Below are 23,321 nucleotides of genomic sequence, written 5' to 3' on the forward strand. Positions count from 1 at the left end.
CTGGGGCAGACTATACTGCGGGAACGTCATTAGAGGAAATGGATAATATTAATTGGGGATTAGCCGGGCTAATAAAAGAAAAGCCCGGTGTCGCTGACGCTTACCGGGCCTACGGGAGACGTTACTCTGCTTCTTTGATTTTTTTGACGTTTACGTCCATCTGCGGGTACGGGAAGCTGATGCCGTTGGCATCGAAATCACGCTTGATGCGCTCCAGCACATCCCAGTAAACGTTTTGAAGATCGCTGCTTTTGCTCCAGATGCGCACCACAAAATTAATAGATGACGCGCCCAGCTCGTTCAGACGAACGGTCTGCTCGCGGTCCTTCAGAATGCGATCGTCAGAGGCAATGATGTTGGCGATCAGCGACTTCACCTGATCGATATCGGAGTCGTACGCCACGCTGATGATCAGCTCGTTACGACGCACCGGCTCGCGGGAGAAGTTAATGATATTGCCCGCAATGATTTTCCCGTTCGGGACTACCACAATGCGACCATCCACGGTACGCAGGGTCGTGGAGAAAATCTGAACCTGCAACACGGTACCGGCAATACCGCCCAGATCCACATACTCACCGGAACGGAACGGACGGAAGGTCACCAGCAATACGCCCGCCGCCAGGTTAGACAGCGAACCCTGCAATGCCAGACCAATGGCCAGACCGGCAGCACCGAGCACAGCGATGACGGATGCCGTCTGCACGCCGACACGCCCCAGCGCCGCAATCAGCGTAAAGGCGATAATGCCGTAACGGACCAGCGCGGAGAGGAAATCGGCGACTGTGGCATCAATGTGTCGTGCGACCATCACCCGGTTGACAGCGTTCGAAACGATACGCGCCACGATCATCCCGACAATGATGATGGCAATAGCGGCAACAATATTCACGGCGTAGCTCAGCAGTAGCGCCTGGTTGCGCACCAGCCAGTTACCCGCGTTATTGATGCTGTCTACAACATCAAGTTGTTCCATTTATTCTTCCTTTTGTTAAACCAAAACACAAAATCCATCCCCCATGGAGACAGGCAGGTCAGTAAAGGGTAAACAAAAAGCACCGGCTTTGCCAAACAGATCACAAAATCAGGTATTGCAGGATATTGAAAAAGCATAAAAAAAGGCCCGCATATGCGGACCTTCTTGACGCTATGAACAGCTCAAATTACAGAACGTCAACCGCGTTCAGTTCTTTGAATGCCTGCTCCAGACGAGTAATCATAGAAGTCTGGGCAGCGCGCAGCCATACGCGTGGATCGTAGTATTTCTTGTTCGGCTGGTCTTCGCCTTTCGGGTTGCCCAGCTGACCTTGCAGGTAAGCTTCGTTGGTTTTGTAGTATTGCAGGATACCGTCCCAGGTTGCCCATTGGGTGTCGGTATCGATGTTCATTTTCACTACGCCGTAGCTTACGGAGTCTTTGATTTCCTGAGCAGAAGAACCGGAACCGCCGTGGAAGACGAAGTTCAGGCTGTTGTGCGGCAGGTTGTGTTTTTTGGACACGTATTCCTGAGAATCACGCAGGATGGTCGGGGTCAGAACCACGTTACCTGGTTTGTATACGCCGTGTACGTTACCGAAGGACGCTGCGATAGTGAAGCGTGGGCTGATTTTGCTCAGCTCGGTGTAAGCGTAATCAACGTCTTCTGGCTGAGTGTACAGTGCAGAAGCGTCCATGTGGCTGTTGTCCACACCGTCTTCTTCACCGCCGGTGCAACCCAGTTCGATTTCCAGGGTCATGCCCATTTTGGACATACGCGCCAGGTACTTAGAGCAGATCTCGATGTTTTCTTCCAGAGACTCTTCGGACAGGTCGATCATGTGAGAAGAGAACAGTGGCTTACCGGTTGCCGCGAAGTGTTTTTCACCCGCGTCCAGCAGACCGTCGATCCACGGCAGCAGTTTCTTCGCGCAGTGGTCAGTGTGCAGGATAACCGGAACACCGTAGTGTTCAGCCATCTGGTGTACGTGGTGCGCACCAGAGATAGCGCCCAGGATTGCAGCACCCTGAGGAATGTCAGTTTTCACGCCTTTACCTGCGATGAACGCAGCGCCGCCGTTAGAGAACTGAACGATAACCGGTGCTTTAACTTTAGCAGCAGTTTCCAGTACGGCGTTGATGGAGTCGGTACCCACGCAGTTAACTGCTGGCAGAGCGAAGTTGTTTTCTTTAGCTACCTGGAACACTTTCTGTACGTCATCACCAGTGATAACGCCAGGTTTTACGAAATCAAAAATTTTAGACATATTGCTTAGTCCTGTATCTTCGGCCGTTAGAAATGGTGCGAGCTCTGATAAGCGCGCTGAAAATTGGGCAGGTTTCCCTGCCCCTGAATGGCTTACTTCTTAGCGCGCTCTTCGAGCATTGCTACTGCTGGCAGGACTTTACCTTCCACGAATTCGAGGAATGCGCCGCCACCAGTGGAGATGTAGGAGATCTTGTCAGCGATACCGAACAGGTCGATAGCTGCCAGGGTGTCACCACCGCCTGCGATAGAGAACGCTTCGCTGTCTGCGATAGCGTTAGCCACGATCTCAGTCCCTTTGCGGAAGTTCGGGAATTCGAACACGCCGACAGGACCGTTCCACAGGATAGTTTTTGCGTTTTTCAGGATTTCAGCCAGTTTCTGTGCAGAAACGTCGCCCAGGTCCAGAATCTGCTCTTCATCTTTGATGTCGTTAACAGATTTCAGGGTTGCGGTAGCAGTTTCGGAGAACTCGGTTGCCACGCGAACGTCAGTTGGAACCGGGATATCACAGGTACCCAGCAGACGTTTGGCTTCGTCAACCAGATCCGCTTCGTACAGGGATTTACCCACGTTGTGGCCTTGCGCAGCAACGAAGGTGTTCGCGATACCACCGCCAACGATCAGCTGGTCAGCGATTTTGGACAGAGAATCCAGTACGGTCAGTTTGGTAGAAACTTTAGAACCACCAACGATAGCGACCATTGGACGAGCAGGTTCTTTCAGTGCTTTACCCAGCGCTTCCAGTTCGTCAGCCAGCAGCGGACCTGCACAGGCGACGTCTGCGAATTTACCGATACCGTGGGTAGATGCCTGCGCACGGTGAGCCGTACCGAATGCATCCATCACGAATACGTCGCACAGCGCAGCGTATTTTTTGGACAGGGTTTCGTCGTCTTTCTTTTCGCCTTTGTTGAAGCGAACGTTTTCCAGAACAACCAGCTCACCTTCGGCAACTTCCACGCCGTCCAGGTAATCTTTCACCAGGCGAACCGGGCTGGACAGTTTGTCTTTCAGGTAATTAACAACCGGCAGCAGAGAGAACTCTTCGTTGTACTCGCCTTCAGTTGGACGGCCCAGGTGGGAGGTGACCATCACTTTAGCGCCCTGCTTCAGAGCCAGTTCAATGGTTGGCAGAGATGCACGGATACGCGCGTCGCTGGTCACTTTGCCATCTTTAACCGGTACGTTCAGGTCGGCACGGATGAAAACGCGTTTACCTGCCAGATCCAGATCGGTCATCTTAATTACAGACATGGTGAATCCTCTCGTTGATTCTTAAAGTTTTGCAAGCGCAAGGTGCGCTCTACCTGAAACCTTTTGTGGCCATGGCTAACGTGGTGTCGAGCATTCGGTTAGCAAAGCCCCATTCGTTATCACACCAGACCAGCGTCTTGATGAGGTGCGCACCACTGACTCGCGTCTGCGTGCCATCCACGATGGCGCTATGCGGGTCGTGGTTAAAATCTACTGAGACCAACGGTAATTCCGTATAGTCAACTATACCATGAAATGCTCCCTGTGCCGCTTTTTGCAGCAACAGGTTGACTTCACAGGCTTTTACCGGTTTTTTCACCGTCACGCTAAGATCGATTGCGGTGACGTTTATGGTCGGAACGCGCACGGCAATCGCTTCAAAACGATCGTTAAACTGCGGGAAAATACGGGTGATCCCGGCAGCCAGTTTCGTATCCACCGGAATGATTGACTGGCTCGCCGCGCGAGTGCGTCGTAAATCCGGATGGTAGGCGTCGATTACCTGCTGATCGTGCATGGCGGAGTGAATCGTGGTCACGGTGCCGGATTCAATGCCATAAGCATCGTCTAACAGTTTAATGACCGGAATAATGCAGTTGGTGGTGCAGGAGGCGTTGGAGACAATGCGGTGTTCAGCGTGCAGCTCGTGCTGGTTAACACCAAACACGACGGTGGCGTCGAGGTCGTTACTGCCGGGATGGGAGAACAGCACTTTTTTCGCGCCAGCATTCAGATGCGCTTCGCCATGTTCACGGTTACCGTACACGCCGGTACAGTCCAGCACCACATCCACACCCAGTTCGCGCCAGGGCAGCCCTTCAATACTGTTCTCATGCAGCACGCGGATGGCATCGTCACCGACGAACAGCTGTTCCCTTTCCTGGCGAACGTCCCAGGCAAAGCGACCGTGGCTGGTGTCATATTTCAACAAATGCGCCATGCCCGCAGCATCCGCCAGTTCATTGATTGCCACCACGGTGATTTCCGCACGACGCCCGGATTCATATAAAGCACGAACCACGTTGCGCCCGATGCGACCGAAGCCATTAATCGCTACGCGTACGGTCATAGATCTCCTGCAAAGCTATCCCTGAGTTTGAGGTGGCTGAAAGAGTAATCCAGCGACGCCCGAAGGGGAATCCTTGCTGTCACAAACTGCGATTGATTGGTCAATTGTCGAACATTTAATCGACTGAAACGCTTCAGCAAGAATAAGCGAATCGGGGAATAAAAGGAATGTCTGTCCAGATGAATAAGCGAGCTATATGACTTGCGTCACATTTTGGGTGGAATAATGCTTACAAAAAAGCCGGGTGGCGCGTTAGCGCTTACCCGGCCTACTTTATTCTCCCTCTCCCCGTGGGAGAGAGCCAGGGTGAGGGCATCAGCCCGCACCGGACAAACAATTACAGCAGTTCTTTCGCCTTAGCGACAACGTTTTCAACGGTGAAGCCGAACTCTTCAAACAGCTGTTCAGCTGGCGCAGACTCACCAAACGTGGTCATCCCGACGATAGCGCCGTTCAGACCCACGTATTTGAACCAGTAGTCTGCGATACCCGCTTCCACTGCCACGCGAGCGGAGACCGCTTTAGGCAGTACGGATTCGCGGTACGCGGCATCCTGCTTGTCGAACGCATCGGTAGAAGGCATAGAAACCACACGCGCTTTCACGCCTTCGGCAGACAGTTTTTCCCATGCGGCAACGGCCAGTTCAACTTCAGAACCGGTCGCGATGAAGATCAGCTCAGGCTGGCCTGCGCAATCTTTCAGCACGTAACCACCGCGCGCGATGTTTGCCAGCTGCTCTGGGGTACGCTCCTGCTGCGCCAGGTTCTGACGGGAGAGGATTAGCGCGGTCGGGCCATCCTGACGCTCAACGCCGTATTTCCACGCCACCGCAGATTCAACCTGGTCACATGGACGCCATGTGCTCATGTTCGGGGTCACGCGCAGGGAAGCCACCTGCTCTACGGGCTGGTGAGTTGGACCATCTTCGCCCAGACCGATGGAGTCGTGGGTGTAGACCATCACCTGACGCTGTTTCATCAGCGCAGCCATACGCACGGCGTTACGTGCATATTCCACAAACATCAGGAAGGTAGAAGTGTACGGCAGGAAACCACCGTGCAGAGCGATACCGTTGGCAATCGCAGTCATACCGAACTCACGTACACCGTAATGGATGTAGTTACCGGCAGTATCTTCGTTGATTGGCTTAGATCCGGACCACAGGGTCAGGTTTGATGGCGCCAGGTCAGCGGAGCCGCCGAGGAATTCTGGAAGCAGAGGGCCAAACGCTTCGATCGCATTCTGAGATGCTTTACGGCTGGCGATCTTGGCTGGGTTCGCCTGCAACTTCGCGATGAACTCGTTCGCTTTGGCGTCGAAGTCAGACGGCATGTCACCTTTCATACGACGGGTGAACTCAGCCGCTTCCTGTGGGAAGGCTTTCGCGTAAGCCGCGAACTTCTCGTTCCAGGCCGCTTCTTTCGCCTGACCCACTTCTTTCGCATCCCACTGAGCGTAGATTTCAGACGGGATTTCGAAGGCAGGGTGTTTCCAGCCCAGCGCTTCACGGGTCAGTGCAATTTCCGCGTCGCCCAGCGGTGCGCCGTGGGAGTCGTGAGTGCCCGCTTTGTTCGGAGAACCGAAGCCGATGATGGTTTTGCACATCAGCAGGGACGGTTTGTCGGTCACGGCGCGCGCTTCTTCTACGGCACGTTTAATCGAGTCAGCATCGTGGCCATCAACGCCGCGCACAACGTGCCAGCCGTAGGCTTCGAAACGTGCTGCGGTGTCGTCAGTGAACCAGCCTTCAACATGACCGTCGATGGAGATACCGTTGTCGTCGTAGAACGCAACCAGTTTACCCAGCTTCAGGGTGCCTGCCAGGGAGCACACTTCGTGAGAAATGCCTTCCATCATGCAGCCGTCGCCCAGGAAGGCGTAGGTGAAGTGGTCAACGATGTCGTGGCCAGGACGGTTAAACTGCGCCGCCAGGGTCTTCTCTGCAATCGCCATACCTACGGCGTTAGCGATGCCCTGACCCAGCGGACCGGTAGTGGTTTCAACGCCAGCGGTGTAGCCCACTTCCGGGTGACCTGGAGTTTTGGAGTGCAGCTGACGGAAGTTTTTCAGCTCTTCGATTGGCAGATCGTAGCCGGTGAGGTGCAGCAGGCTGTAGATCAGCATAGAGCCGTGGCCGTTAGACAGCACGAAACGGTCGCGGTCTGCCCATGCCGGGTTCTGCGGGTTATGGTTCAGGAAATCACGCCACAGGACTTCGGCGATGTCAGCCATGCCCATAGGGGCGCCCGGGTGGCCGGATTTGGCTTTCTGTACTGCGTCCATGCTCAGCGCACGAATAGCATTAGCAAGCTCTTTACGTGAGGACATTTTAACTCCAGATCGGACTGTTAAAGGCCATGCCCTTGACGACAGCGCGTTTTGGGCTACGCCGGAAAAAAGTGCCAACAATGTAACCCAAGCCGCAGGGCATGTACATGGAGCATTCTTTTGCTGCTTAAGAAATCTCTGGATCATGCTCGCATGTTGCGCAATCTGCTCGCCCGCCCCTGTAGATATTCCTTATACTTAGCCCGACACCGGCTTCGTTGACGGTGCATTTTTCGGAATTAATTCAGATTAACGAGTACGGAAGCAACATCATGAAAATGCGTGCAATCGGGCTGGCTGTGGGAACAACGCTCCTGCTAAGCGGCTGTCAGAATATGGATTCTAACGGCCTGATGACCTCAGGCGCAGAAGCTTTTCAGGCCTACTCACTGAGCGATGCGCAGGTGAAAGCGCTGAGCGACGAGGCCTGTAAGGATATGGATGGAAAAGCTACGCTTGCCCCGGCAAACAGCACCTACACGCAGCGTCTGAACAAGATTGCTTCCGCGCTGGGCGACAACATTAACGGTCAGCCGGTGAACTACAAGGTGTATATGGCGAAAGACGTGAACGCCTTCGCGATGGCTAACGGCTGTATCCGCGTATACAGCGGCCTGATGGACATGATGACCGACAACGAAGTGGAAGCGGTGATCGGCCATGAAATGGGTCACGTTGCTCTGGGTCACGTGAAGAAAGGGATGCAGGTTGCGCTGGGCACCAATGCCGTGCGTGCAGCGGCGGCCTCTGCGGGCGGCATTGTCGGCAGCCTGTCCCAGTCGCAGCTGGGCGACGTGGGTGAGAAACTGGTTAACTCCCAGTTCTCCCAGCGTCAGGAGTCGGAAGCGGATGACTACTCTTACGATCTGTTGCGCAAACGCGGCATCAATCCATCAGGTTTAGCCACCAGCTTCGAAAAACTGGCGAAACTGGAGGAAGGCCGTCAAAGCTCCATGTTTGACGATCACCCGGCCTCCGTTGAACGCGCGCAGCATATCCGTGACCGCATGGCGGCAGACGGTATTAAATAATACTCCGGCCCGGTGCGCGCCGCGCTACCGGGCAACAAGACTCAATCAGTACAGCGTTTTCTGTGGCGGCCCGGCAAACTTAAGGGCGCCAATCTGCCCCATCCGCACCTCTACCACCGACGGCCCCGGCATCGCTAACGCTTCCATCATCACCGCGTCAAAATCCTCGGCCTGCTCAACGCTCCAGGCCTGTAGACCAATCGCCTGCGCCAGCAGGGTAAAATCCGGCGTATGCAGCGCGTTATAATACTGACGCCCGCCAAAATATTTATCCTGAATACCACGCATTACGCCGTAGCCCCCGTCGTTCATGATCAGCAGCGTCACGTTGGCTTTCTCCTGCGCCAGCGTCGCCAGTTCGCCTAAATTGAGGCTCAGGCCGCCGTCGCCCACCAGCCCCACCACCTTGCGCTGTGGGTTGGCAATCGCGGTGCCGATAGCCATCGGCAGGCCCATGCCAATCGCCCCGGCGAGGGAGTGAATATTCATCAGCGGACCGTTAGCCCTGAACAGGCGGCTACCCCACAGGCTGCCGGACACGGTGATATCGCGCACCAGCAGGCCGTCTTTCGGCAGGGCTTTCTCAATGGCGTCGTTAAGCTTCGCATAGGCGCCGCACTGCTCGCGCAGCCCCTGCTCAGCTTGCCCGACAGCCTGCTGTACCTGCGTATCCCACTGGGCGTTGCCCCACTCGCGGCCCTGCACTTTTTCAGCCAGCGCGCCAAGCAGCGCGGAACAATCGGCTATCAACGTGCTATCCATCAGATAGTTACGGCTTGCTGCCGCCGGGTCGATATCGAGCTGCACCCGCGGGGAAGGCAGCTCAAGCGTCCAGGATCGGGTTTCGTTGCTGCGCAGGCGAGAACCGGCCACCAACGTAAAATCACACTGCGCAATCAGCGCCTCAACCGACGGCGAATTATGGAACGCGCGAAGGCTGGCGCGGTGGTTGTCCGGCAGCACGCCGCGCGCGTGGGTGCTGGAAATCACGGTGATGCCCGCATCCGCCAGTTTTTTCACTGCCTCAGCGCTACCCAGCGCCCCGCCGCCCAGCCACAGCAGCGGCTGTTTCGCCTGTTTGAGCTGCGCCCACAGCGCGTCAACCATTCCGGTATCCACGGCCGGTGCCGATACCGGTTTGATCGGAGCGGTTACCAGCGACAGCGGAATTTTGGCGCTCTGAATATCAATCGGGATTTCCACCGAGACCGGTCCGCACGGCGGGGTCTGCGCGTCCTGGATGGCTTTATGCAGAATCGCTATCGCCTGATTCGCATTGCTGATGCGGTACGCCCGTTTTGAGCTGGCCTTCAGGAAGGTCAGCTGGTCACGGGTTTCATGGATAAACCCGGTGTCGGCGTCCAGCCAGGCTTTCTCAACCTGCCCGGTTAAATGCAGCAGCGGCGTGCAGGCATTCATGGCTTCCACCAGCGCGCCTACCGCGTTCCCGGCCCCCGCGCCGGTGCTGGTCAGCGCCACGCCGAGGCCGGAAAAGCGCCCGTGAGCATCGGCCATGGTGACGGAACCGGCTTCACCGCGCGCGGGCACAAAGCGGATATTGCCCCGCTGCCCAACCGCATCCGCGATCGGCAGGTTGTGAATGGAGATGACGCCGTAGATGGCCTCAACCTGATACTGCTCCAGCGTTCTGGCGATGGCGTCGCCGACGGTTATCATTTCGCTCATTGCTCACCCTTTCTCAGTCGCACCAGTGGTTGACGCTGTTACCCGTCGCCAGATAAATGCTCTTTTGTTGCATCCAGGCTTTCAGCCCCTGGATACCCTTCTCGCGGCCCAGACCGCTCTCTTTAAAGCCCCCGAACGGGGTCGAAATCGCAAAAACCTTGTAGGTGTTGATCCACACCGTGCCTGCCTCCAGCTGCTCGCTGAGACGCAGGGCGCGACCGGTATCGCGCGTCCAGATCCCCGCCGCCAGGCCGTACACCGAGTCGTTCGCCTCGTGGATAAGCGTGGCTTCATCGCCAAACGGCATCGCCACCAGCACCGGGCCGAAGATCTCTTCCTGACAGGCGCGGGCGCTGTTGCTCAGCCCTTCGATAATGGTTGGCAGAAAGAAGCTGCCGTTTACCAGAGCGGGATCGGCGGGGATCTCGCCGCCGCACAGCACGCGGCCCCCTTCACGCTTCGCCAGTTCGACGTACTGGATCACGCTCTGGCGATGTTTTTCGTTGATCAGCGGTCCTACATGGACGCCGTCGGTAAACGGATGTCCGACGCGCAGCCCGCGTGTTAATTCCAGCAGCCTCGCCATCAGCGGGGCGTAAATACTCTCGTGGATAAACAGCCGCGACCCGGCGATACACGCCTGCCCCGCCGAGCTGAAAATGCCGTAGCAGATCCCGCGCGCGGCCTGTTCGATATCGGCATCCTCCAGCACGATGGTCGGCGATTTGCCGCCCAGTTCCAGCGAGGCCGGGATCAGTTTTTCCGCCGCCACGTGCGCCAGATGACGGCCCGTGGTGGTGCCGCCGGTAAAGGAAATTTTCCGCACGCGAGGATGACGCGCCAGCGCATCGCCAATCACCGAGCCTTTGCCCGGCAGGACACTCAGCAGCCCGGCGGGCAGCCCGGCCTGTTTAAAAATCCGCGCCAGCTCCAGCGCCATCAGCGGCGTGGCTTCGGCGGGCTTGAGGATCACCGCGTTCCCGGCGGCAATCGCCGGTGCGACCTTCTGCATTTCGCTGGCAATCGGCGAGTTCCACGGCGTGATGGCCGCCACCACGCCAAGGGGCTCGTAGCAGCTCAGCGTCAGCAGATCCGGCTGGCGCGGCGTCGGAAGTTCCCCTTCCAGCAGCTCGCAGGCGGCGGCAAAGTAGCGCGCCGTTCCCGCCGCGCTCATCACCAGCCCGCGCGCTTCCGCCAGCGGCTTGCCGTTATCACGGCTCTGCATCTGCGCCAGCGCATCGACGCGGGATTCAATAAGATCGGCAACTTTATGCAGGATCTTCGCGCGCATGTGCGGCAGACTGTTACGCCATGCGGGATCGCGCCAGGCGCGCTCTCCGGCGGCTACCGCCTCCTCCAGGTCATCCAGACTGGCGGCATTCAGCGTCGCGTTGAGCGACCCGTCTGCCGGAAAGTGGCTCTGCATCGGGTTGCCGCCGCCGCGTCGCCACTGGCCGCCGATAAAAATCTTCAGATCGTCCATCGTCACTCCTCAGCTCAGGGCCAGCTCGCGGCAGGCGCGCACCGCGCTCAGTGCCGCCAGGGTGGAGGTTTTAGGATTAGAAGCCAGCGGCAGTCCGCTCAGTTCCAGATGGAACTCGCCGAATAATCCTTCGACATGCAGCGTGTGGGTGTTACGTTTCGTTGCCGGGTCAACCATCAGTTGCACGCGGGTGTCGTCCATCCCGACGCCGCCGAGCGCCACGGTCGCCGCCACGTTGGCGTTCGCCGGGAACAGGCGCGCCGCCTCGCGGGCGCTGCCCTCGAAGAAAACCTTTGCCTCTGACACCGCATTCAGATCGATAAGCTGCTCGGCATAGCTGCCGCGCCAGCTGGCCGGGCTTTTGCGCGACTGATAGGTGACGCGCTCAAGCCCGCCCTCTTTCGCCGCCGCCAGCCCGTCGATACCGGCCACCGCACCGGAAAGCAGGGTCAGTTTTCCGCCCGCGGCGAGCAGACGCTGCTCCAGCGCGCTGTCCGCCAGCGCGCCGGTGGAAATGATGGCCAGATGCCAGCCGCGACGCAGGATCTCTTCCCCGTACTGGGCCACCGCCTGCTGGCTGGCGCATTCCAGCACCAGATCCGGCGTTTGTGCGCACGCCATCGGCGACGTCAGCGCCTCGACCGCATTGCCAAACTGGTCGTGAATGGCGGGATGGTGAGACGCGCGCGCCACGATCCAGCCGATAGCCACGCCGGCGGGCAGGCGCTCAATCACCGCCTGCGCCATGGCGCCATAACCAATTAACATTACCTTTTTCATGATGCGTCCTTACAGATGGCGGCAAAAGCCGCCGGAAACGTCCAGCGCCGCGCCGGTGGTAAATGAGGCCAGCGGCGAGGCGAGGAACAGCAGCGCCTGCGCGGGCTCCTGCGGCTTGCCGAGGCGCGCCATCGGAATGCCGCGCTTGCGCGCGATCTCCGCCGTCCACTCCGGCCAGCTCTGGCTTTTATCCGCCCGGCTTTCAAAGCGGCGCTGCCACTGGCCGGACTCGACCATACCGAGCAGTATGGAATTGACGCGAATCCCTTTGCCCACCAGCTCTTTCGAGAGCGTCAGCGTCATGTTCAACAGCGCGGCGCGGGCTGCCGACGTGGCGATCATGTGCTCTTCCGGCTGAAGCGCCAGCAGGGAGTTCACGCAGGTGATGGAGGCGATGTCGGACCGTTCCAGCAGCGGCTGAAACGCCTGCACCGGGTTAATCACCCCGAACAGTTTGAGTTCGGCTTCGTGCAGCCACGCCTCGCGCGGCGTGTCATGGAAGTGCGCCACGTAGCCCTGCCCGGCGTTGTTGATCAGCATATCCGCCGCGCCAAAACGCGCCTGCACCGCATCCGCGAAGGCCTGAACTTCGTCGGCATTCAGCACGTCGCAGCGGTAAGCGAAAATCTCCCCGTGAGGAAATTCGTTTTGCAGCGTCGCATGGGCGCTGGCGAGCCGGTCCGCGTCACGGCCGCAGAAGGCGACTTTCGCCCCTTCTCCCAGCAGCAGGCGCAGCGTTTCAAAGCCAATGCCGGAAGAACCGCCGGTGACTACCGCTACGCGCCCGTCAATTTGTGCATTCATCGCGCACCTCTTCGTTAATGCGTAAAAGCTGTTGGTTGAAAAACGCGCCGTTATCGAGATAGCTGGCGTGCCCGGCCTGCGGAATGGCGATAAACGGCATGCCGTAGCGCAGCGCCAGACCCTGAACCAGCTCCGGCTGGGTGATGGCATCCTGCTCGCCGCACCAGACTTCAAAACTGCCGGAATAACGCTTCAGCCAGCCGTGGATGTCGTCATGCGCCAGCATCCACGAGGCGGCAAGGTAGCCTTCCGGGCGCAGCACCCGCATGCCCGCCGCGACGGTGGCGATATCTTCCGCGCGCGCGCCGGGGCGCAGCAGCTTCGGGGCGCGGGTCTGGGCGAGGATTTCGCCCCCCAGCGCCATCTGCTGCTCTCGGTTGCGCCAGACCTGCTCCCGCTGCTCCGGCGCGGCATTGCCGTACCCCTGCGCCGCGTCGGCCAGCACCAGATGAATGACGCGATCCGGGAACTTTGCCGCAAAGGCGCTGGCCACCAGCGCCCCCAGGGAATGGCCGACCAGCACTGCCTGCCAGACACCGGCGCGATCCAGCATGGCCGCCAGCGCGTCGGCGTAATCCCCCGCGTTTGCCCGCGCTACGGCCAGCATCGGGCTTTCGCCATAGCCCGGCATGTCCCACGCCAGCACGCGAAAACCGTTCAGCGCCATCTGCTTGTGCCAGGAGGCGGCGCCGGAGCTGATCCCGTGCAGCAGCATCAGCGGAATGCCGCTTCCCTGTTCACGAAAACCCGTCATCATGCCCCCTTAGTTCCGCTTCACTTTGGAAAGCGGATGATCGGACGGATAGGTCGGGATTTCCGGCTTATTGGTCCCCAGCATGACGCACATCAGCGCCTCTTCTTCACCGTGGTTAAACAGGCCGCGATAGATGCCCGGCGGAACGGAGATCAGGTCACGCTCGCGCAGCACGGTTTCGGTGTAGTTGTCGCCGTCCTGGATCATCAGCGTGATCTGCCCCTTGAGCATGAAGAACACCTCTTCCACGTCGTCGTGCAGGTGCAGCGGTCCTTCGCACTTCGACGGCAGCACCATGGTGGAGAAGGTAAAATGGTCCGCCTGCACGGTATTGGTGTCGTTCGCCACGCCGGTTGCGCCGGTGCCGATGTAGCGCATCTGCGCCCGGCGATATTTCGGATCAAAATCGGCCTGGAACTTCAGCGCGTTCCAGTCGTATTTACGGCCTTCGAAGCGCGCGATGCGCGACTCGACCCACTCTTCCATCGTCAGATGGTCAGGTTTGATGCCTGTTTTGTTGGTTACGATTGAATCAGTCATGACACTCTCCTCAGTAACGTCTCAGCAGCGGCAGTAACAGGACGCAGCCCACCGCCGCCATCACCGCCAGAAAAATCAGCCCGGAATCCATGCTGTGGGTAAAGGCGATCAGCGCGCCCATCACCGCCGGCGACAGCGCGCCCGCAAAGTTTCCCAGCCCGTTGAAGATACCGCCCGCCGTGGCGCTCACCCGGGGATGGGTGGCCTTCGCCAGCAGGGCGAAAATGTTGGGTGCGCCGGTGCCCCACATAAAGGTGCTGAAGCTCATCGCCGCAATGATGGCAAGCGGGGTGTCGAGGTGCATCACCGCCGCCAGGCCTACCGCCGCCCCCGCCATCGAGATAAAGCAGGCCGCCGCGCGCTTATCGACCCGGTCAGAGAGCCACGCGCCAATCACTTCCCCTGCCAGCATGGCGATGAACGGCATCGACGACAGCCAGCCCGCATGCTCCAGGTGGATGCCTTTGCCCTTAATTAAGTAGCCAGGCAACCAGCCGTTGATGCCCCACAGGTAGGTCAGGAAAGCGATGTTAAAGATGCAGATGATCCAGAAGTGCGGGCTGACAAACAGCTCGCGCCGCGCCGCGCGCCGCTCGTCCCGGGACGCCTGCGAGGTGCCGGGTTTTGCCTCCAGGCGGATCCCGCGCAGACCAATGCGCACAAAGATAAGCACCGGCACGGTAAGCATGGCCATCACAAAGAAAGTGCTCTGCCAGCCAAAGGTGTTTAGCAGCCAGAGGGAGAGCGGGAAACCAATCGCCGCGCCCACCGGGGTGCCCAGCAGCCACAGCATGGTGGCGCGCGCCTGCAAATGCTGCGGGAAGTTGTGGCGCACAATGGCGAAGGCCAGCGGGAACAGCGGTCCTTCCGCCACGCCCAGCAGAATACGCAGGACGATCATCAGCGTGTAGTTATGGGTAAAGCCCATCGCCACCATCAGCACGCACCACACTGCCATCATCCCGGTGAGCAGGCGCAGCGGCGCGATTTTGTCGCCTAAACCGCTTAAAAACACCGATGAGAAGCCGTAGCTCAGCAGGAAAGCGCTCATCAGAATGCCGAGGCGCGTGGTGTCGAAATCAATGCCCATCGCCTGCTGGAAATGGGTATCCGAAAAGAGCGCCGCGATGCTGATTTTGTCGAAAAACGCCAGCAGCACGCAGGCCAGCAGCGACAGCGGGATGGCCCAGCGCACCGCTTTTTCGGGCGTGCGGGTCCCCTCACCGCTCGCCTCAACCGGCGCGGTGTTAGTCTCTAGTGTGGTCATTTCTCCCCCTACGGGTGCGGGTTAGCTATCGCAGTGACATCAGTGAAAATGTCGGGTCGGCAAGCGGTACGTCCGACAGATCCCGCCCCGCCGCCATCCAGCGCTTCGCCAGCTTGACGGTGCGCGCATCGTTGAACGCCACAAGCTGCGTTAGCCGCCCGTTGTCGTCCAGCGAGAAGTACAGCGCCTCTTCACGCAATATCGTTCGGCAGCCTGCCTGCGGAATGCCGAGGATCTGAATGTTGTGCTGGTATTGATCCGACCACAGCCACGGCGCGTCGTCATAACCTGGCGCATCGGGATTGAGCATCGCTTTCGCCGTCGCCACCGCCTGATTCTGGGCGAAGGCCCAGGACTGGATGCACAAGCCGTAGTGATGGTGCTGGGCGACATCTCCTGCGGCAAAGATGAACGGATCCGAGGTGCGTCCCTGGGCATCCACCACGATCCCGCGCCCGGTTTTCAGCCCCGCGTCACGCGCCAGCTCCAGATTGAGATCGACGCCGATCCCCACCACCACTGCATCAAAGGTTTCACGGTTGCCGTCGCAGTGGACGACCGGCAGGCCGCCGTCGTCCTCCAGCTCCAGCGCGCCGCAGCCGGTACGGATCTCCACCCCCTGCTCGCGGTGGATGGCCTCCAGGCGCTGCGACACCTCGCCGCTCACCGAGCGCATGCACAGCGCAGGCTGCTGCTCGAACAGCGTGACCGCCACGCCGCTTTTCCGCGCGGAAGCGGCAATCTCAAGGCCAATCCAGCCGCCGCCGATAATCGCGAGTTTGTGACTTTCCATCAGGCGACTTTTCAGGCGCTGCGCGTCCTGCCAGTGGCGCAGGGTATAGACCTGCGGATGGCTGGCCCACGCCTGCGAAGGCAGGCGCGCCCGACCGCCGGTAGCGATTAAAAGGATGTTGTAACTAAGCTGCTCGCCGTTGCTAAGAAGGACTTTTTTTTCAACGCGATCGACAGATTTTGCGCGCAGCGGTCGGTACCAGGTCAGGTTCAGCGCCTGCTGCACCTCGTCGGTAAACAGCCTTGGAAGCGCCGCGTCCGGTTCCAGCAGAGACGCTTTTGACAGCGGCGGGCGCTCATAGAAATCCCATTCCTCTTCCGCTACCACGCAAATCTCGCCGTCGAAGCCCTCGTCACGCAGGGTTTTCGCCGCCCAGCCGCCTGACTGGCCGCCGCCGATAATGACAATGCGCGATGTCATACCGCCTCCGGCTTTTTCTGCTGACGGCGCGTGTCGTGGTCAATCCCGCCTTCCACCGCCCACTCGGTGAAGGAGACCAGGGAATGCTCCAGCTCGCGCGGCTGCCAGTTTTCCGTCAGGTAATCATCGTTGGTGTAATACTCAAACGCGCCGCCGGTCGGGCTGTTGACGTACCAGAAGTACGCCGACGACACCGGATGACGTCCCGGTCCGATAAAGGTGCTCCAGTCATGTTTATTCATCGCGATACCGCCGCCGATCACCTCGTGGATATCGCGCACGGTGAAGGCCACGTGGTTAAGGCCGCGCTTGCGGTTCGGCAGTTGCAGCAGGAACAGGTTGTGATGGCCGCCACGCACGCCGCAGCGCAGGAACACGGCGCGGTTGATATAGCGATCCGAGACCTGGAAGCCGAGCACCTCGCGGTAGAATTTTTCCACCGCCGCCAGCTCCTCCACGAAGAACACCACATGCCCCACGTTGATCGGCTGGGCGCGATCGTAAACCGGGCTGGGCGTGTCGATACGGCGGGCGTCGCCCCACTGGTTTATTGGCTCGACGTTAAGCTCCACGTCGGTCTGCTGGGTCACCTGCACGCGCAGCGTCATGCCGTTCGGATCGAGGCATTCCAGCGCGTCGCCCACTTCGCGAAAGCCGGGCTGCTGCGCCAGCTTCGGGCGCAGCGCGTCGAGATCGGACTGTGCGGCAACCGCCCAGGTCATGCGGCGCAGGGTGTTGCCCGCTTCAAACGCGGGCGGCAGGTCGGGGCTGTCGATCGGGTTAAGCTCCACGCGCGCGCCGCTCAGGGTGGTGAAACGCTGGCCGCTGGCATCGCCCGTCAGGCCAAAATCACGCATAAATTTGGCGCAGTGCGTCAGGTCTTCCACACCAAATTCCAGCTTTTCAATTCCGGTTACACTCATCGTTCGTTGCCTCATCTGGCCCAGATTGGGCGTAAAACATGCCCGACGCAGTCAAGCGCCTGGCGTTAACTCACTGATTTAACTGGCCTGTGATAGATACCCTAAGAAGCCAGAAATTTTATCCGCCGCAAGGCGAACCTCGTTTTGCAGGCGCTCGCGGTCGCTCTGCGGGATCTCCTCCGACGGCACCAGAATGCTGACTACCGCCGCCACGCGGCCGCTTCGGTCATACACCGGGTAGACGATGGAAGAGATGCCGTGGCGGAAGAAGGATTCGCCGATGACATACCCGCGGGCTTTGTCCTGCTGCACCATCTGCCACAGGGCTTCACGGTCGTGAAGCTGCCCCGGCGTGTTGCCCGGCAGACGCTCATGCGGGAACAGCTGTTCGAAATCAGCGCGGGAAATATCGGTCAACAGCATGCGGCCCAGCGAGGTACAGTGCACCGGCAGACGGGTACCAATGCTGACCTGGTTGATACGCGACCCGGCGGCGCTGACGCGGGCGATGTATATAATGTCGCGCCCGTCGCGGATCGCCAGATGGCTGCTGCACTGGCTCACGTCGCGCAGTTGCTCGATCACCGGCTGGCCGACCTGCGCCACGTCCAGCGAGGCGATGTACTCAAAGCCAAGACGCAGCACGTTCATGCCCAGCGAAAAGGTATTGGTGCGCGTGTTGCGCTCCAGAAAGCCCATGTACTCCAGCGTCTGCACCACGCGATAGGCGGTCGCCTTCGGCATATCCACCAGCCGGTGCAGCTCGGCAAAAGTCAGATCGCGATGCTGCTCGCCAAAGGCCAACAGCAGCTGTAAACCGCGCTCCAGCCCCGGCACCAGATACTTCACTTCCTGATCGTTTGCCATCATCGCCCTACCTTAGTTAAAGACAAAACCGCCGTTGACCGGGATCAGCTGTCCGGTGATGAACCGAGACAGATCGCTTAGCAGCCAGACCACGCTGCCGGTGACATCTTCCGGCTGCTGCGCGCCGGTTAACGCGCGTCCGTTTTCGTAGAGCTGATGCCGTTCGGCGGGGACATATTCCGTCGCCTCGACGCGGGTTAACCCCGGCGCGATGGCATTAATGCGTATACGCTTTTCACCCAGTTCGCGCGCCATTGATCGGGTCATGGCAATGACGGCCCCCTTGCTGGCGACGTAGGCCATCAGGCGCGGCGCGCCCCACAGCGCGGTGTCGGACGCCACGTTCACAATGCCCGCCCCTTCACGCAGCAGCGGCACGGCGGCGCGCGTCACCAGCCAGGTGCCTTTGACATTGACGCTCATCACCCGATCCCAGAGATCCGGATCGTAATCGAGCATGTTTTTGCCGCCGACGCCCGTCGCCATCGCCGCGTTGTTCACCAGGCCATCGATCTGACCCTGCTCGCCAATGGCGCTGAACACCTGCTCAATGGACTGTGGATCGGCCAGATCGATAACGTGCGGTTCGATCGCATAGCCCCGCTCGCTCAGGGCGTGGGCGCTTTCGGCCAGCTCGCCCTTCAGGATGTCGCACATCACCACCGCCGCGCCCTGCTCCGCGCAGGCTTTGGCAAAGTGAAAGCCCAGCCCGCGCGCGGCGCCGGTTATGACGATGCGCTTGCCGCTCAGCAGCCCGTTCATCAGGCGGCTCCCTGCTGTGCTTCACGCATCGCCAGCTGCTCTTTGGCGGCCTTTTGCATCATGCGGCGCAGGCGCGAAAGACCGACGTCGTGCTGATACAGGTACTCATGATCGCGCGCGTTTGGCGCCAGGCTTTCCAGCACCACGCGGTCCTGCTCCAGCACTTCCCAGTGCAGTTTTTCCAGACGGTTGCGGTACATGAAACGCCACATATCGCGCTGCCAGCCCTGCACCCGGCGAATGCGCCAGAAGAAGACGCGGCAGTTGTCGTTATCTTCCGGCACCACCATGCCGACGATAAAGAAGTGGCCGCCCGGCCCGAAGCGCTTCTTGTACGGAATGGAGAGGCGCATCCAGCAGGTGCCGCTGTTGCCCAGCTCCACCCAGTCAAAATTGACGCCGCTCTGCCCTTTCTTCTCGAAAATAAAACCGGTTTTGGTCGGCTGGAGCACCATGTCGGCCTTGCGATCCCCTTCCGCCATCGAGTGCGACGAGGAGTGCAGATAGGTGCCGTGCATCGGGTCCATCACGTTTTCCAGCGCGTACTGGTAATTGCATTTCCACGCGGCGGTGCAGAGGAAGTTGCTGAAGCTGTCCGTATCGGCGAGCTCGTCCGGGAAGGTCAGCTCGTCCGGCTGCTGGTCCGCGGTGACGCCAAACCAGAGGAAGATGGCGCCGTGCGCCTCCTGCACGTTATAGCTGCGTACGCACTGCTGGCCGACCAGCGGACATTTATCTACGGCGGGCACGTCTTTCACTTCGCCGTTGCCCGCCACCTCTACGCCGTGATACCAGCAGGCAATGCGGTCCCCGAGGTTCCAGCCCATCGACAGGCGCGCGCTGCGGTGCGGGCAGCGGTCCTCCAGCGCCTGCACCTGGCCATCTTTATTGCGCCAGACCACAATCTGCTCGCCCAGGCGGGTGATGCCCACCGGCGCAGACTGCACTTCCCAGCTCGCCAGCACCGGATACCAGAGGCCACGCAGGCCTTTATCCAGATAATGTTGTACGGTCGTCGTCATCGCGTTGCCCTCAGTAGCCGTTAACCTGTAAGAATGCCTGGAAGCTGGCGTCGCTCCACGGCTCGCCCTGCTGGTCGTGCATGCGCACCGCGTTCAGCCCGCTTACCAGCTCCGGCAAGGTTTCAACGCCCTGCTCGAAGAGATCTTCCAGCGTCGCAATCAGCTTCACTTCCCAGCTTTCCGGCTCGCGGCTGCGGGTTTGCCAGATCAGGTTGGTGTAATCACCCGGCTTATGAATGGCGCCATTACCGCCCTCTGCCGGTGGGGTAAACTGGCGGCTTTCCGGCAGCGCCGGGTTGAAGTTCAGGGTGTCGCTCATGCCACGGTCTCCTCGACGAAGGTAATCTGAATCTGGTTTTCAAAGACCCGAACCGGGTAGCGGTTGAGGTTGCGCCTGCCGGGGCCGTGCAGGCACTGACCGGTTTTGACGTCGAATACCGCCTCGTGCAGCGGGCATTCCACCTTGCCGTCTTCCACGAAGCCCTGACTCAGCAGGGCATAGGCGTGCGGGCATACGTCCTCCAGCGCGTAATATTCACCGTCAATCAAATACACGCCGATCTCTTTACCGTCGACGTTGCCGCTAAAAGGGAAATCTTCCTGTACTTGCTCTGCGTCACATACGCCTATCCAGCTCATCACGATCCTCCAGGCTTTTGTTTCATATATGAAACTCTGTTTCTTATTTAATACGGTCAATATAAAAGCGATGAATGTTTCGTCAAGCGACAATGTGACGAATTTGTTAATCGATCGGCAATTAATTAACTAAGTGTGCAAGGGATCACGAAAAAATGCAGCGATATGAAATTTTCATTATTGCAGCGTGAGAAATACGTTTTTTTAATGGTCTCTTATTTTCAATAAAAGATATTGACTTCTTTTCTTTTTACTCTCTAAAAATAAATGAACGTCACCTCTTTCGCGTTTCACCTGTGAAATGAATTTTTAATTTATCTTTAATAAACAAATAGTTTCACAGGTGAACCATTTTAGCTCCGTGACAATCACATTGATGAAAAATATAAGTTACAAAAAACGTAAGGCGGACATGATGACGGCAAGATGGCAAGGCACGATTGCGCTTTTATTACTCATTATTATTTCCTACGTCGATCGGGTAAATATCTCGGTAATGATTTTAAACCCGGAATTTGCCGAACATTTTCAGTTAAATGAAAACAGAATGTTACAGGGAATGCTGATGACCTGCTTTCTGCTGGGTTATGGCTTTTCGGCTTTATTATTAACGCCGGTTATTGAAAGCAAGCTCCATTACCGGCAGGGATTGTTAAGCAGCATTGCGATTTGGGCCGTGGTCTGCGCGGTTTCACCGCTGCTTGGCTCGCTGATGGGGATGCTCGTCGCACGCCTGATTTTAGGCATTGCCGAAGGGCCGCTCTTTTCGCTGAAAACGCGCTTTATCAGCGATAACTTTAGCGCGCAAGAGATCGGCAAACCCAACGCCGTGACCGCGCTGGGCGTCTCGCTCGGGCTGGCCGTGGGCTTTCCGCTGGTGACCTGGCTGATGTCGCATCTGGGCTGGGCCGGATCGTTTTATGCACTGGCGGCAATCAACCTTCTCCTCGGCGGCGGCTTAATCTGGCGTTTTCTGCCCGCGCCGCGCAAGCTCCCGACCGCGAAAAAGCCGGGGTTTGTTCACACCTTCACGCTGGCCTGGCAGACGCCGCTGCTGGGCTGGATCATGGTGGTTGAAATCGCCACCCTGAGCTATCTCTGGGGGAGCAGCGCCTGGTTACCCGCGTGGCTGCGTGACGAGCACCACTTCTCGCTGCATGCCACGGGCTGGCTTGCGGCGATCCCCTTCCTGCTCAGCCTGGGGTCAAAGTTTCTGGGCGGCGTGCTGCTCGACAAAATGCGTCCGGAACAGGCACCGGTGCTGTTTGTGGTGGGCGGGGCGATGACGGCGCTGTCCGTGGTCGCGCTGATGCTCAGCCATCAGCCTGCCTGGCTGGCGCTGTTTATGCTTTCGGCTAACGTCTTCTGGGGGCTACAGGGAGCGGCTATTCCGGCGGTGATCCAGCATCACGCCGCGCGTGAAGCGGTGGGCAGCGCTTACGGCATAATCAATGGGATCGGCAATATCTGCGCGGCGTTTATTCCGCTGCTGATGGGGATGGTGATGAGATCGGTGGGGTCGGTCAGTTCAGGCTTTTCGGTGCTGGTCGTCTCGCAGGTTGTCACCCTGCTTGCCGGGGGAATGTTGCTGCTGCGCATGCGGCGCGCAGCAGCAATCAGCGCGTAAGGCTTATTCGCCTTTTTTCGCCGCCTGGATGTAGAGCATTTCCAGCGCCAGGGTCGCCGCGGCCAGCGCGGTGATCTCGGACTGGTCATAGGCCGGAGCTACTTCCACCACGTCCATCCCGACGATGTTCAGATCCTTCAGGCCGCGCACCAGCTTGATGGCGCGGTCTGATGTCAGGCCGCCGATCACCGGCGTACCGGTACCCGGTGCGAATGCCGGATCCAGGCAGTCGATATCGAAGGTCAGGTAGACAGGCATGTCGCCGACGATCTGCTTAACCTGAGCCAGAATATCGTCCACGCCGCGATCGTTCACCTGGCCCGCGTCGAGCACGGTGAAGCCGTTGTCTTTGTCGAACTCGGTGCGGATGCCGATCTGCACGGAGTGGTTCGGATCGATCAGGCCTTCTTTCGGCGCGGTATAGAACATGGTGCCGTGGTCGAATTCACAGCCGTTCGCGTAGGTGTCGGTGTGCGCATCGAAGTGCACCAGCGCCATTTTACCGAAGTGCTTCGCGTGGGCGCGCAGCAGCGGCAGGGTCACGAAGTGGTCACCGCCGAAGGAGAGCATGCGTTTACCGGCCGCCAGCAGCTTCTCGGCGTGCGCCTGCAATTTTTCGCTCATCTCACGCGCGTCGCCGAAGGCGTACACCAGATCGCCGCAGTCCACCACGTTCAGGCGCTCGCGCATGTCGAAGTTCCACGGGAAGCGGTTGTGCTCCCAGGCCAGGTTGGTGGAAACCTGACGGATCGCCGCCGGGCCATGACGTCCCCCCGCGCGACCGGACGTTGCCATGTCGAACGGTACGCCGGTGATCACCCAGTCCGCATCGCTGTCGTACGGCTGGAAGTTCATCGGAAGGCGTAAAAAACCAAACGCGTTAGATACCAGAGAGTTATCGTACTGATGACCTAAAGTGCTCATGTCCTGACCTCTTATAAAGTCGATACATTAAAAACAGATGAAAAAAAATCCCCTCCGCGTCGTTAAACCCGACGAGGAAGGGATTGATTCGTAAATCGCTAA

Annotated in this window: 22 protein-coding genes; 2 read left to right on the forward strand and 20 right to left on the reverse strand. The window is 58.9% G+C overall.

Features of this window, described 5'->3' with window-relative positions; genetic code table 11:
* Positions 1-121: 121 nt before the first annotated feature.
* From mscS to tkt, 5 genes are all read right to left on the reverse strand, one after another.
* The gene (gene mscS / locus ACOTX1_RS06950) at positions 122-976 is read right to left on the reverse strand and encodes a small-conductance mechanosensitive channel MscS (RefSeq protein ID WP_032610091.1); all 855 of its coding nucleotides are present in this window, start codon (positions 974-976) and stop codon (positions 122-124) included.
* Positions 977-1,163: 187 nt separating this feature from the next.
* A complete protein-coding gene (fbaA, locus tag ACOTX1_RS06955) occupies positions 1,164-2,243 on the reverse strand; it encodes a class II fructose-bisphosphate aldolase (RefSeq protein WP_003860079.1) in 1,080 nt (359 codons plus the stop codon).
* Between the two features lie 92 nt (positions 2,244-2,335).
* A complete protein-coding gene (gene pgk / locus ACOTX1_RS06960) occupies positions 2,336-3,499 on the reverse strand; it encodes a phosphoglycerate kinase (protein WP_003860077.1) in 1,164 nt (387 codons plus the stop codon).
* A gap of 49 nt (positions 3,500-3,548) precedes the next feature.
* A complete protein-coding gene (epd, locus tag ACOTX1_RS06965) occupies positions 3,549-4,568 on the reverse strand; it encodes an erythrose-4-phosphate dehydrogenase (RefSeq protein WP_023314809.1) in 1,020 nt (339 codons plus the stop codon).
* A gap of 337 nt (positions 4,569-4,905) precedes the next feature.
* A complete protein-coding gene (tkt, locus tag ACOTX1_RS06970) occupies positions 4,906-6,897 on the reverse strand; it encodes a transketolase (protein WP_023314810.1) in 1,992 nt (663 codons plus the stop codon).
* Positions 6,898-7,169: 272 nt separating this feature from the next.
* Between tkt and ACOTX1_RS06975 the strand changes: the two genes are divergently transcribed.
* A complete protein-coding gene (locus tag ACOTX1_RS06975) occupies positions 7,170-7,928 on the forward strand; it encodes a M48 family metallopeptidase (RefSeq protein ID WP_003860073.1) in 759 nt (252 codons plus the stop codon).
* 45 nt (positions 7,929-7,973) lie between these two features.
* Here the strand turns inward: ACOTX1_RS06975 and ACOTX1_RS06980 are convergent, their stop codons facing one another.
* The 14 genes from ACOTX1_RS06980 to ACOTX1_RS07045 form a co-directional block, all read right to left on the reverse strand.
* Entirely contained in the window at positions 7,974-9,614 is a 1,641-nt protein-coding gene (locus ACOTX1_RS06980) for a thiamine pyrophosphate-binding protein (protein ID WP_022651819.1), read from the reverse strand.
* Between the two features lie 13 nt (positions 9,615-9,627).
* Positions 9,628-11,097, reverse strand: a complete 1,470-nt coding sequence (locus ACOTX1_RS06985) for an aldehyde dehydrogenase (RefSeq protein ID WP_032667307.1) — start codon at positions 11,095-11,097, stop codon at positions 9,628-9,630.
* 9 nt (positions 11,098-11,106) lie between these two features.
* A complete protein-coding gene (locus ACOTX1_RS06990) occupies positions 11,107-11,877 on the reverse strand; it encodes an aspartate dehydrogenase (RefSeq protein WP_023314812.1) in 771 nt (256 codons plus the stop codon).
* A gap of 9 nt (positions 11,878-11,886) precedes the next feature.
* The gene (locus ACOTX1_RS06995) at positions 11,887-12,681 is read right to left on the reverse strand and encodes an SDR family oxidoreductase (RefSeq protein WP_023314813.1); all 795 of its coding nucleotides are present in this window, start codon (positions 12,679-12,681) and stop codon (positions 11,887-11,889) included.
* On the reverse strand, positions 12,665-13,435 hold the full coding sequence (locus ACOTX1_RS07000; RefSeq protein ID WP_023314814.1) for an alpha/beta fold hydrolase: 771 nt from the start codon (positions 13,433-13,435) through the stop codon (positions 12,665-12,667). Before ACOTX1_RS07000 ends, ACOTX1_RS06995 begins: the two co-directional genes overlap by 17 nt.
* Before the next feature lie 9 nt (positions 13,436-13,444).
* Positions 13,445-13,975 (reverse strand): cupin domain-containing protein, encoded by a 531-nt coding sequence (locus ACOTX1_RS07005; protein WP_003860061.1) that lies wholly within the window; start codon positions 13,973-13,975, stop codon positions 13,445-13,447.
* Between the two features lie 10 nt (positions 13,976-13,985).
* The gene (locus ACOTX1_RS07010; RefSeq protein WP_023314815.1) at positions 13,986-15,242 is read right to left on the reverse strand and encodes an MFS transporter; all 1,257 of its coding nucleotides are present in this window, start codon (positions 15,240-15,242) and stop codon (positions 13,986-13,988) included.
* A gap of 25 nt (positions 15,243-15,267) precedes the next feature.
* Positions 15,268-16,455 (reverse strand): NAD(P)/FAD-dependent oxidoreductase, encoded by a 1,188-nt coding sequence (locus ACOTX1_RS07015; protein WP_023314816.1) that lies wholly within the window; start codon positions 16,453-16,455, stop codon positions 15,268-15,270.
* Positions 16,452-17,378, reverse strand: a complete 927-nt coding sequence (locus ACOTX1_RS07020; protein ID WP_003860055.1) for a VOC family protein — start codon at positions 17,376-17,378, stop codon at positions 16,452-16,454. The genes ACOTX1_RS07015 and ACOTX1_RS07020 overlap by 4 nt, the downstream gene beginning before the upstream one ends.
* Before the next feature lie 78 nt (positions 17,379-17,456).
* Complete coding sequence (locus tag ACOTX1_RS07025; protein WP_003860053.1) at positions 17,457-18,245, reverse strand: IclR family transcriptional regulator; 789 nt, start codon at positions 18,243-18,245, stop codon at positions 17,457-17,459.
* A gap of 12 nt (positions 18,246-18,257) precedes the next feature.
* A complete protein-coding gene (locus tag ACOTX1_RS07030; RefSeq protein WP_003860050.1) occupies positions 18,258-19,007 on the reverse strand; it encodes an SDR family oxidoreductase in 750 nt (249 codons plus the stop codon).
* Positions 19,007-20,029, reverse strand: coding sequence for an aromatic ring-hydroxylating oxygenase subunit alpha (locus ACOTX1_RS07035; RefSeq protein WP_023314818.1), 1,023 nt, complete (start codon positions 20,027-20,029; stop codon positions 19,007-19,009). Before ACOTX1_RS07035 ends, ACOTX1_RS07030 begins: the two co-directional genes overlap by 1 nt.
* 10 nt (positions 20,030-20,039) lie before the next feature.
* Positions 20,040-20,348, reverse strand: coding sequence for a recombinase-like helix-turn-helix domain-containing protein (locus ACOTX1_RS07040; RefSeq protein WP_022651826.1), 309 nt, complete (start codon positions 20,346-20,348; stop codon positions 20,040-20,042).
* Positions 20,345-20,668: a Rieske (2Fe-2S) protein gene (locus ACOTX1_RS07045; protein ID WP_023314819.1), complete on the reverse strand. Its 324-nt coding sequence runs from the start codon at positions 20,666-20,668 to the stop codon at positions 20,345-20,347. The genes ACOTX1_RS07040 and ACOTX1_RS07045 overlap by 4 nt, the downstream gene beginning before the upstream one ends.
* Positions 20,669-21,083: 415 nt before the next feature.
* On the opposite strand from ACOTX1_RS07045, the gene ACOTX1_RS07050 reads away from it, so the two are divergent.
* Positions 21,084-22,295 (forward strand): MFS transporter, encoded by a 1,212-nt coding sequence (locus ACOTX1_RS07050; protein WP_023314820.1) that lies wholly within the window; start codon positions 21,084-21,086, stop codon positions 22,293-22,295.
* Positions 22,296-22,298: 3 nt separating this feature from the next.
* Here ACOTX1_RS07050 and speB read toward each other — a convergent pair whose 3' ends face one another.
* On the reverse strand, positions 22,299-23,219 hold the full coding sequence (speB, locus tag ACOTX1_RS07055; protein WP_017382921.1) for an agmatinase: 921 nt from the start codon (positions 23,217-23,219) through the stop codon (positions 22,299-22,301).
* Positions 23,220-23,321: the final 102 nt, after the last annotated feature.

The sequence above is a fragment of the Enterobacter cloacae complex sp. IR5401 genome, assembly GCF_049238425.1.
In the GTDB taxonomy this organism is placed as follows: domain Bacteria; phylum Pseudomonadota; class Gammaproteobacteria; order Enterobacterales; family Enterobacteriaceae; genus Enterobacter; species Enterobacter hormaechei_C.